We start from the raw sequence: 12,106 nt of genomic DNA on the forward strand, positions 1-12,106 counted from the left end.
GTTGTATTATATTTATTGGTTTAAGATTTCAGCATATTTGGTTAGATCAATGTTATAGGTGTTTTTCATGTATTCTATAACCAAATTATATTTATCGATGATAATTTTATTGCCGGCCTGTTTGATAGGATCTTCTATATCTAGGGGATATTTCTCGTTGATCTGCTCCGATGAATAGGTCATAGCTGTTCTGATCATATTCATAAAATCTTCCAATACACGTTCTTCAATGCTGGCAGCTACCGGACCAGGATTACGATCTAACTCTACACCATAACTGATTGTAACAATCCATGGCATCCAAGTAGGGGCACCGTATGTAGGTTCTCCGTTTTTGTTTGTGATAGGCTTGAAGTCTTCTCCTAATTGTACGGCAAATCCTCTACTTTGATAGGCATTATACTCGTCTTTGTCGCATTCGTCAATATTCCAGTTGTCGTAATATCCTTTATCCGGCATATAGGGATTTTCTTCTTTCCACTGTTCATAGCTGAGATAACGTCTCCCAATTTCTGTTTCATAATCGCTCATTTCAGCGAATCCGGGAGCTATTTTGTATTCTTTTGTTTCAAAACGTACTTTTAAACTGGGATAGCTGAATGCACAAGCAACACTATGAATAATTTCTGGTGTCAGACCGGCAGCCAATTCTTCACTGGTAAAGCTTAGACTCCAATAGTCCAAACCGTCTTTTTTAAACTGAATATGCCGTTTTTGATAGGTCTGTGATTGAGGATTTCCGTCATTTAAGTCATTTACCAAATAGAGATAATATGGCAATTGTTTTTTATCTTCCTCTTTGGTTTTGTCCAAACTGCCCAATAGCCATTCTTGTACCAAATCCAAATATATTTGAATATCTTCAGAACTTGGTTCGGAACATACATAAATCGGATCTGTGTAATAGGGTATCGTCCACATTCTGTTCAGGTGTGTGCTGTCGACATTTTTATAGATGATATACATACCCCAATCTTTTGCAATTTGCTCAATTTCTTTGTCCCAAAGAGCATTTCCCTGAGGAAAATCAAATTGGAGGAAGTTAACTTTTTCAATAGGACCGATGTTATCATTGTCGACGCAAGAAACAGACCCAAACAGGATAAGCGTCCATATGAATATTTTGAATTTTTTCAGCATATCTTTTTATTTGAATATTAAACATTATTTTCTAGGTTCATTTTGTACCAAACTTGAATTATGTTCAAAAGCCTCATTCGGTAATTGAAGTGTAAATCCCGGGTCATTTTTTTCTAGGATATATTCAATGGGTTCGCCTGATGTATCATACCATGTATGTTTTATTTCTTCCATTCCATAACGGCGTAAGTCAAACCACCGGTGGTTTTCAAAGCATAACTCTCTGCGTCGTTCGTCACGAATGAATGATACCAGTTGTTCTCCCTCGCTAATCGTGGTTGGTTTGTAGGTTGTCTGTGAAAAACGTTTAATGCGTAACGCATCAATTAATGTCTGTGCTTTGGTTCGATATTCACTTTGATTATTTTCTTTGTAAAGCATGGCTGCAGCTTCAGCAGCATTCAGATAAGCCTCTGTTACTTTAAATGCAGTACCCCACACTCCCCGTTCATATCTGTATTCTATTTTGTATCGACGTTGAACGTCGTATTTACTTGTCGGTTGACGATATACAGGAGTGCCGTTGTAATCGATTTCTTCCCAAATTAAATAATGAGTTTTCCGCAAATCGTTTTTATCAAATGTATTGATGAGACTTTCCGATGCAATGACAGGTACATAACTCTTGTAATTTATTTGACCAGGCTTCGATTCTTCTACGCATGTGATTCTTGTAAGCGGAAGTTCGCAAACATCTGCCTGATTGCCAAATAAGAATATTACCTCCGGATTGCTCCATGTATAATAATTCATATAAGCAGGAGAATTGTATGGGTTGGGTTCTGCAATTGTATTTAAATCTAAGATATCATAATCATATTGGTTGATGACTTCTTCTGCATAAGTTACTGACTTTTCCCATTCTTCCATATATAGGTAAGTACGGGAAAGTAGTAGTTGGGTGCAGGGTAAATTTATTCGGTTGTTCCGTAAATTTTGTTCTGAAGCCGGTAAAGATTTGAAGAGAGATTCTGCTTCAAGCAAATCTTTGATGATTTGTTCATAGACTTCTTTTACTGTATTACGAGGCATACCGCTGGTTCCCATCTCGGAAGTTAGTTTTAGAGGTACACCTAAAGCATTTTTGTCTGCAGAGTAGGGCTTTCCATATAGATTCACCAAATGCAAATAAAAATATCCTCGTAGTGCAAGTGCTTGAGCCATTACTTTATTCTTGGCCTGTTCACTGCCTTGTACATCGTCCATGTAGTCAAGTACAGAATTGCAGCCTAAGATTTTTTTGTATACTTCAGCGTAGGTATTATAGTTGCTAAATTGGTCTTTCATGTCTTTTGACCATGAGTAAGCCAAACGGATTTGTTTTACTTTCCCTTCTTCTGAGCTTTCTGCCTTCCAGTTAGGACGTATGCTTACATCATCGTCAAAAACACCTAAAACACTGAAAAATCTTCCGTCATTTAGGCCTGGCCCCATATAGGCTTCTCCTAATAATAATTCATCCAATGATTGAATCAGCTGAGGTACGAACTCGCTTTGTGACTTTGGTTCCAAAAAACTATTGCACGAAGTGATGAATACCACTAAAAGCAAGAATGTATATTTGATTATTTTATTCATAGTTCTTTATTTTAAAATCCGACAGTTATACCGAAAGAATATGTTTTAGGCTGTACGCTATCTCCTAATTCTGGATCGAAACCGTGGAATTTTTTATCAGCTACAACAAAAACGTTATTCATGATAGCATTGATTGAGAGACTTTTCACTCTCATCTTTGTACAAATTTTGTCATTTGCAGTCCAAGTTAAAGATATTTGTTGGCAGCGTAAGAAATCAGCTTTGGCTACCATGATATCTGATTCTCCCCACATCTGGTACATGTTGTATGTCCTATCGTCTTGTAATCTCCAATAATTGGCAATCCGACCGGTGTACACTCCCGGAATGTAAGTGTATGCTTCATCTCCCGGTTTTTTCCACCGATTAATCAAGTCTTTACTTAGGTTCACATTGGACAATGGAATGTTTCCTAAATTGGGATAAGGATTAGGTAGCCTTTTTTTGGCTCCCAATAATAAAGAAAAATTAGCTCCGAAGGTTAAACCTTTCCACCTGAGACGGGTTGTGAGTCCTCCTGTGAAATCCGGTTCCATTTTTCCTGAATACACAAGCATGTCCGTGTATTCATTTACTCCTTTCAACAAGGGGGCTCCGTCTTCGCCTTTTAAAATGTTGCCTTGGGCATCTTCTTGGAATAGACGATTAAATTCGGGGCTACCATCTACAGAGCTTAGTCTCTTGAAATCGTATGACCAAAAGCTAGAGAGAGCAAACCCTTCTTTCAGTACCTTGTCTGAGGAACCGGAAATGTAGTCTTGTAGACTGATTTCGCTGATGGATTGAGTCTTAGCTTTATTCCAGTTCTTCGATGAGTTAAATCCAATTGTCCAGGCCCAGTCTTTGGTACGGATAGGTGTGATATTTAAAGTGTATTCGACACCGGAATTGACAACGCGTCCTCCGTTAACTTCAGTTCCTACACGCCCATATTCGAGTGCAATAGATTGGTTTACAATATTGTTCGATTTCTTTGTATAGTATTCAATATTCATGGAAATCCATCGAATTACCTGAATGTCCAAACCAAAGTTCCAGGTTTTAGTACGTTCCCAACTTAGGTGGGGATTAGGTATACGTGAAATTTTAGACATATAGTCACCATAATATGGTTTGATTTCATCCATTCTCAGTATCAATTCCGGACTGATAGAGTTTACAGCATTCCCTTGAATTCCATATGATGCTCGTAAATTGAACTGATTTATGATGTTTGAAATGTTTTGTAACCATGGTTCCTGTGCTACATTCCATGATGCTCCGAAAGAATAGGTCGGGTCAAAGCGTTTATTTTGGTCTTGACCGAAGCGGTTTGAAGCGTCATTACGCATACTTGCGTTTATTACATAACGATTTTTGAATGAATAAGCTAAGGTGGCAAATATTGAGAATTGATTTGCTGTTAATGTATTACGCAACCACCCGTTCCCATTATATAATTCTTCAAATAATCCTAAGCCTGGTGCTGGTCTGTTACCGATAGGGACTAGTTCATTTAAGGGTGTCGGTTTTACAACGCTTTCCCCTCTTTCTTTTACATAACCAAACATTTTCTGTGATTTGTTTGCTGTTTTGGTTGAGGTGACTTCGGTACCGATTAAAACATTTAGACGATGGTCTTCTTGGAATGTTTTGGAGAATGTGATTTTATTTTGAATATTCCATCCCTGTACATCTGAACTTCCATTATATAATTCGCCTCCGGATGGGAGTATCGCAGCCTTGTATTTCTCGGAACCATAGGCTTCAGATCCGAAATCATAACCTCGGAAGGTCGAAGCTATATAGTAAGTTTGTTCTCCAGCATAGGCTTCTGATGTTCCGATGTTATTATTGATCCCTCCTACAAATTCATATTTTAACCACGGAAGAATATCCCATGAAAAATTTATATTTCCATTTATTTGAGATGATTTGTTTAGAGAGTAACTATGGTCTATCTCATTCAAAATGTTGTATCCTAAAATTACAGGATTTTCATTATAAGCATAATTGGTTCTGATTCCCTGAAAATGTCTGCTTCCATCTTCATTATAAGCCAATACAGATCGGCTTGTTTCTGTTGCGTATTCCAACGGACTTACGTTTGCAGCATATCCCCAGGTTTTATTAATGCTTCCTACTAAGCTTAAGTCTACATGCACCTTGGGATGTAGTCGGATTCCTAAATTTACTCGTCCGCTTAGGTTTTGAGCATCATTATTTATTTCTATTCCAGATTGATCGCTATAACCCAAAGATACGTTATAAATGACTTTTTCACTGCCTCCTGAAACACTTAGATTATGGTTATGGCTAAATGAATTGCGTGTTAGGATGTCAAACCAATCAGTATTGGTGCGCTCCAATCTGTGTATTGCATTCTCTGCTTCTTGTGGGGTAATTTGTTTGTTATAGAACATGCTCATGATACCTTCGTAGGTGTTTAATGAGGCAATAGGGGCTTCATTATAGATGGCTCCTGCGGCAAAGGCTTCACGGCTGAATTGAATACGCTCTTGTGAATTCATAAGGTTAAACAATCCATAGTGGGGACGAGAACGGAAAGAAAATGTTCCATTATAGTTTACTGTCATTCCTTCTTGTTTACCACGTTTGGTAGTAATAACAATGACACCATTGGCAGCTTTTGAACCGTAAATGGCTGTTGCTGATGCGTCTTTTAAAACTGTCACTGTTTCTATGTCTGCCGGATTTAGCCAAGATATTTGATTCCCCAGGATATTTTTTAAATCATCAACCATTAAATCGTTTTGGTTTAATGGAATGGGGTCTGGTTGGATCACTCCATCTACTACCCATAAAGGGTCTTGGTTGCCTAGAATGGTAGATGTCCCTCGGATTCGAATTTTTGGGGAAGTGCCGACGCGTGAGCTTGTGTTCATTACCATCATTCCGGCAACCCGACCTTGTAACATTTGGTCTATCGATGTATAAACCGGCATCATGATGTCAGAGGCTTTAACGGTGCTTACAGAACCGACAACATCACTTTTTCTGAGTGTTTGGTAACCTGTTACGACTACTTCATCCATGGTCTCTGCTGATTCTTTCAAAATGACATTGATGTTTTCTTGGCCTGTGTAGGCAACTTTGTAAGGAGCCATGCCGATGAAGGAATATATAATGTTTATCTTGTCTATATCGGGGATAGTAAAGACATAGTTACCGTTGCTGTCTGTTGTGGTGCCGATACATGTTCCTTCGATAAGAATCGTTACTCCTGCAAGAGGTTCACTTTTAGTGTCAGTTACCCGTCCTCTGATTTTGGTGACAGAGGTTTGAGACTGTTTTTTAATGAATATTATTTTATCCTCTATTAAATAAGTTAGATTATGTCCTTTTAAAACAATATCCAAAATTTCTTGTACGGATACGCCTTCTCTCTGCACGGAGATGTTTTTTATGGCTGCAACATCTTGATTGGAATACATGAATCTGTATGCGCTTTGTTTTTGAATGTTCTCAAAAACATTTACGAGAGTCCCATTTTTTATGTCAATATTTAATTGTGCTTTGTATTGGGCTATTGAGAAGCCAGGTAAAAGCAAGAAAAATAAAAACATAAATAAAACTACATCTCCATTTTTCTTTTTAGGAGGTAGGAAAAAATCATTTTCTTTCATAGCTTTGTAAAACAGTTTTAATTAAACAATATCTACTTTTGTTAGTTATTGGTGCAGAGATTGTTACCAGCAATCTCTGCCTTTTTTATATTCTTTGATGGTTACAGTATTATTTCTGATTTCAAATTTCACTTTTTCTAATATTTCAAATTTACTCAGTAATTCTTCTATATTTTTATATCTGATTAATTCTCCTGTAAATTGGATTTGTTCTAATTTTGATGATGTGTAAAATATATTTATATCATACCAGCGTGCCAAGGTTTTCATGATATTCCCTAATGGTTCGTTGATGAAAATATATTTCCCATTTCTCCATGCGGTGTATGAACAGGTATTAACTTTATTGACCGTAATTTCATTATCATGAAGTTTTGCCTGTTCTCCAGGCTTTAAGGTTACAGATGAAGTTGCTGTATGGATATTGACCTGCCCTTCTTCCAGAGTTGTGAGGGCATAATCCTCGTCTTTGTATACTCTGACTCCAAAAGAGGTTCCTAATACTTGAATCTGTAAATTTTTTGCCTCTACAAAAAAAGGTTTGTTAGGATTATGAGCAACTTCAAAATAGGCTTCTCCGGTTAAATATACGCGCCGTTCTTCCCCTACAAATTCGGAGGCATATTTTAATTCACTCTCGGAATTTAGCCATACTTTTGTTCCATCTGATAGGCAGACAAAGAATTCTCCTCCTCTGGGAATGTTTAATTTATGTATCTCGTTGTCGGTTGCTTGTGCTGTTTTTTTATATTGTAATGTGTTGTGTTGAATAAAAACGTTAGAGTCAATTTTATGTATATTTATATTGGAATCTCTTTCAATGTAAATGGTTTTGTCTTTACCAATGGTTAAAATAGCTCTGGAACTACCTGGAGCAATCGATGAGTATTCTGTTGGGGTAGTTCCTTGATTCTGAAATTGGATAATTTCCCATATTGCAAATATGAAGGGAAGCAGGATAGCAGCATAGGATAAACGTTTGATAATTCTTTTACGTTTTTCTTGTTTGATTTTTTGCTCTAACAAAAGGAATTTTGGAGTAAAATCGTACTCTTCGTATTGCTGGCGGAATTGTTCAAAGCCATCTGCCTGGCTGATTTTTTGAAAAAGTTCTTCGTTTTCAGTTTTCTCTTGTCGCCAAGCTAACAATTCCTCTGTTTCTTGCGCACTGATGTTTTGAGTTTTGTGTGCAAGAAGCAATTTTGAGATTTTTAGGTATATTTCCACTTTCTTATTTTTTTATAAAGACACTGCCAAACAAAAAAGTGGGTATCCTATATATAAAAAAAATTATAGAAAGATTCCGATAATATTGAATAATAATTTGTAACGTTCTCTTAGTATATGTTTGGCTTTTTTCCGTTGAGTCTTAACAGTCTCAATGGACAGGTGCATGGATTTGGCTATTGTTTCTGAAGTTTCTCCTTGCAGGACTCTCTCAAAGATGACTCTGCATTGTGGTGGTAGTTCATCTAGAAGTTGATATAATTCTCGGTACACTTCGTTTTCGATAACGTCGTTAATAAATGTAGTGTCATTATTATAAATTTCGTCACAGTAATAACTTTCACGGAGTTTTCGTCTTTTTTCATCACGAATGTAATTCAGACAACTATTTTTAACAGAAGAATATAAGTATGATTGTAGTGTAAGAATATTATGGAATATCTGGCGTTCTTCGTACAGCTTATAGAATATTTCTTGTACAATATCTTCTGCTGCCTCCTTCCCAATGGAAAATTTCTGAGCGAAGAGGCACAAAGCAACGAAGAATTTTTTGTACAATATGAAAAAAGCTTCTTTTTTACCTTTGGATAAAGCGTTAATATCTAATTCAAATAGTTCCATGAATCAAACGTTTTAATAGCGCTTTAAAAGTAGTAAAAAAAAATGCATTTTTGCCTTTGATTGTTGTGACAGTAGTATGTCCGACAGCTGGATCATGCGCAACACAGGCATGGACAAGAACGAGTTACTCCGTTTCAAGCAAATCTCAGGTCTGGCTGAATTGTTTCGCGACAGGAGTTTCGGGCTCTCAGACGAGTGGTTGGAGGAATAAGACGGTCTGTCCTGGTATCCGTAACAAATATACATGGTGTTTATACTTGCAAATCATTATTCGTAGGTATTGCGAGTGATGATTAAAACCGTTAGTTTTGCAAATTAATGGATCGTACAAAAAAAGCAGAAACAGCGGGCTATCATAGCAGTCTCCGCTTCCTTTCAGAAAACGCTCCTTTCAAGGGGGAATCTCCACACTTTACGGAAGCAACGGGCGTCGCCAGAACAAGTTCTACGTTCAGAAAAACGGTGAATACAAAAATGGGAACAACTTCATCCCGGAAAACGTGAGACCGACCTTTGACGGAAAACCGGAAGCTGATGTGAACCTAATCGGAGAGAATAGCCTGGATGAAGACAGCAACCGCTTTTCATATTTGGCAGGTTGAAAAAAAATCCTATTTTTACAAGACGTATTTTAAATACAGGATATAATGATTTTCCAACCAAACCGATTGCAGCAGAAAAACTTCGCTCAACTTAAAAATACATCTGAATATGCGAAAATGGTATCTGGGTTTTCTATTACTCCTGTCTGTCTCAGCAAATATTTATGCCAATCCTGCCAACGAAGAAATAAAAATCAGGATCACAGACGAGAACCAAAAACCCATTTTTGGAGTATACTTTATTTTAAAAAAACAATTTACACTTTTAGCTACTTCCGATATGGAAGGGGAAGGAACTTTCCCGGTCAATTCTTTACAACCTTCCGATACCATTGTATTCCAAGGCATAGGATATGCAACGGTCCAATACAGTTTACAGGAACTGAAAAGGCATCCGGCCTTCACTATGCAGGAGCTGCAATACAACCTACAGGAGGCGACAGCCACGGGCATATCTCCGAAAGAAATCTTAAAGAAAGCCATCGAAAAATTACAAAAAATAAAAGCAGGACGTTTACCCGTTTGCCGTTATTACGGACCGGCACAATATGAAAAGATCACCGTCTGCCGGGATACGACAGTCGAATACCGGAGAGAATTCGGTTTTTACTTCACTTCAGGCAACATAAAAGCTAAAAATACCTGGGATGAAACTTACCGTTCTTATCTGGTACCCCAGTATATCGCCCGTAGTCTTAATCTGACCAATAACGGAAGCGATACCCTGTCACCGATGTTTCTGACTTACGAAGATATCCGGTTCGATGTAGGTACCCGGAAAATTTTCACCCTTCTCCGGGCGATCCAACTCTTCGGTCCCCTTTTCGACGGAATCGACTCTTACGATATCCGGGCCATAGACACCGAAGATCCGGATTATACCTTTACCTTCCAGACCCGCCGTTCGGCCTATCCCGAACGTACCCGGATTTCATGTAAAGGTACGCTGATTATCGACAGAGAAAACTATTATGTAAAAAACATGACCTTCGATTATATCGATTATCAACTATTAAGACAAACTTTATTAACCAACCGGAGAAAAACCAGTTCACCTTTTTCGACCCATGCCCAACTCACCTTCGTTTATGATAGTTGCGGACAAAACTATATCTCTTCCTGCCATCAACAAACCACCTGGAAATACAACCTGGGAAAAGATTTTATCCTGATCGAACAACCTTCCCGGCACCAACCCGGTATCAATCGCCTGATCGAAAAGGAAGCTTTCCACCTGTTCGGCCAGAATAAGATAAAAACAGCCTATCAGACAGACCCTGTCCTGGTCAAAATTCATTTAGCTCAACGCTATCCGACCGGAAAATATGATTCCGCCTTTTTTCACCGCCTGCCTCCCCTTCTGGATTCCCGGAAAGCAGTCGGTGACCTGAATCACTATATGCAGCTGGAAACGCAATTCAGGATGAACGATGGGAAAACCTATTATCCGGATAATTATATACTTACAAATAAAATCGACAAACTCGGACAAAAAAACTATCGTCAGAATCTGGAAAAAGCCCGCAAAGAATTGTTTTTACTCTTCGGTGACAGTAAAAAATATCCCTGCCCGGGTATTCCCAGTCCTTAAAAAAATGAACCTCCGTCCGGATCGGTACCGACAACGAAGGTTCACTATCCTGACTTCGTCACTCAAAAAATGTTCATTTTATAATTGATTGATAAACAATATTTTGTATTTTTTCATGCCCTTATTTTGGGGTACGCAAAAGTTTTTTTAACTATGTTTGTCAAAAGAAAGAAGAATCGGTCTGGAACAACAATACTTGTTGTTCCAGAGAAAACAAAGGGCATTTACAAAGAGTTAATTACTATTGGTGTGGCCAAAGATTCAAACGAAATAGATAGTCTCGTAAATGCAGGTCATGAATGGATTTCAAAAGAAGAATCCCGGCGCCATCCACAACTCGATTTGTATGGTGAGGAGCGTGAAGCGTGTGACCGTGAGCGAGAAGAAGTCCGCCGTGTTCTGTCCAATGTCAGCAACATCCTTCTCAACGGATGCGACTTGATATTAGACCGCACGTTTGACAGGATTGGTTTCAATCGTATTGACGATGATGTATTCCGCAAGCTTGTAAAGGCTCGTTTGGCATATCCAACAAGTAAGGCTGCTACGGTGGAATATCTGAAAAACCACTTTGACGAAGATGTGGATCTCTCAGAAATCTATCGCTATCTTGACAAGCTTAGCGACCATCAGCACGAAATAGTACAGGATATAAGCGTGCGCCATACGGCGAAACTGTTCGGTGGAAATATCGGTGTGCTGTTCTATGATGTCACCACACTTTACTTTGAAGCGGATTATGAGGACGAATTACGTAAGGCAGGCTTCTCGAAAGAGGGACGTCACAGTAATCCTCAGATCATACTCGGCCTGCTTGTAAGTTTGGGCGGTTATCCGCTTGCATATTGCATCCATGAGGGCAACAAATATGAAGGCCACACGATGCTGCCGACGATAAATGAGTTTGTTAGTAAATACGGTTTGGAAAACTTCGTTGTGGTGGCTGATTCCGGTCTGATGAACAATGCCAGTATATCGGAACTTGAGACGCACGGTTACAAGTATATAATAGGTGCGAAGATAAAGAATGAAAGTCAGGAAGTCAAGAACTGGATACTGGAACAGCCCAAGCGCGACTGCCAGATGGTTGAATATGACAAAGAAGGCGGACGTCGTCTCTTGATCGGCTATACAGATGACCGTGCAAAGAAAGATGCCTATAACCGGGAGAAGGGAATACGCAGGTTGGAAAAGGCTTACAAGCATGGTGCGCTCACGAAAGGTAACATCAACAAAAGAGGTTACAATAAGTTTTTATCCATGGATGGTGAAGTGAAAGTAGCCATCAACTATGACCGTATTGCCGACGACTCCAAATGGGACGGTCTAAAAGGATATCTCACCAATACTAACATACCAATACAAGATGTTTATGCTGCATACCACAACCTTTGGCACGTAGAACGTGCCTTTCGTATAGCCAAATCAAAGATAGAGATACGCCCCATGTTTCATTTTACACGCAAACGCATCGAGGCTCATATATGCATCTGCTTTGTGGCTTTGAAAGTATACAAGGAATTGGAGCGTATGCTGAAAGTCTCAGAGATTAAGATGAGCGTAGACAAGGTGCTTGCATTGGCTAAGACAATCACAACCATACAAATCAAACTACCTCTGAACAAGGAGGTTTATACGCAAACCATGCTGATGGCAAGGCATCAGAAAATAGCTAAACTCTTTGACGAAGAATTTTGGGGTACGCAATGACGAAGTCAGGA

General features: G+C 38.7%; 7 protein-coding genes and 1 pseudogene. 3 read left to right on the forward strand and 5 right to left on the reverse strand.

All coding sequences use genetic code 11. The annotated features are described in order from the left end of the window. Nucleotides 1-12: 12 nt before the first annotated feature. The 5 genes from AC5RDS_RS14100 to AC5RDS_RS14120 form a co-directional block, all read right to left on the reverse strand. Nucleotides 13-1,140: a putative zinc-binding metallopeptidase gene (locus AC5RDS_RS14100; RefSeq protein ID WP_087383087.1), complete on the reverse strand. Its 1,128-nt coding sequence runs from the start codon at nucleotides 1,138-1,140 to the stop codon at nucleotides 13-15. 24 nt (nucleotides 1,141-1,164) lie between these two features. After that, nucleotides 1,165-2,718, reverse strand: coding sequence for a RagB/SusD family nutrient uptake outer membrane protein (locus AC5RDS_RS14105; protein WP_013610788.1), 1,554 nt, complete (start codon nucleotides 2,716-2,718; stop codon nucleotides 1,165-1,167). 11 nt (nucleotides 2,719-2,729) lie between these two features. Then, on the reverse strand, nucleotides 2,730-6,344 hold the full coding sequence (locus AC5RDS_RS14110) for a SusC/RagA family TonB-linked outer membrane protein (RefSeq protein ID WP_118113098.1): 3,615 nt from the start codon (nucleotides 6,342-6,344) through the stop codon (nucleotides 2,730-2,732). 63 nt (nucleotides 6,345-6,407) lie between these two features. Further along, a complete protein-coding gene (locus tag AC5RDS_RS14115) occupies nucleotides 6,408-7,571 on the reverse strand; it encodes a FecR family protein (RefSeq protein ID WP_106624284.1) in 1,164 nt (387 codons plus the stop codon). Between the two features lie 63 nt (nucleotides 7,572-7,634). Continuing rightward, nucleotides 7,635-8,192 (reverse strand): RNA polymerase sigma factor, encoded by a 558-nt coding sequence (locus AC5RDS_RS14120; RefSeq protein WP_013610785.1) that lies wholly within the window; start codon nucleotides 8,190-8,192, stop codon nucleotides 7,635-7,637. Between the two features lie 70 nt (nucleotides 8,193-8,262). Here AC5RDS_RS14120 and AC5RDS_RS14125 point away from each other — a divergent pair. The 3 genes and pseudogenes from AC5RDS_RS14125 to AC5RDS_RS14135 all read left to right on the forward strand — a co-directional run. Continuing rightward, a pseudogene (locus AC5RDS_RS14125) lies at nucleotides 8,263-8,403 on the forward strand (chromosome partitioning protein ParB); the annotation flags it as partial. A 500-nt stretch (nucleotides 8,404-8,903) separates the two neighbouring features. Then, a complete protein-coding gene (locus AC5RDS_RS14130; RefSeq protein ID WP_013610784.1) occupies nucleotides 8,904-10,385 on the forward strand; it encodes a hypothetical protein in 1,482 nt (493 codons plus the stop codon). A gap of 153 nt (nucleotides 10,386-10,538) precedes the next feature. Further along, nucleotides 10,539-12,095 (forward strand): IS1634 family transposase, encoded by a 1,557-nt coding sequence (locus tag AC5RDS_RS14135; protein ID WP_455430124.1) that lies wholly within the window; start codon nucleotides 10,539-10,541, stop codon nucleotides 12,093-12,095. Nucleotides 12,096-12,106 lie beyond the last annotated feature (11 nt).

Source organism: Odoribacter sp. (assembly GCF_985060555.1).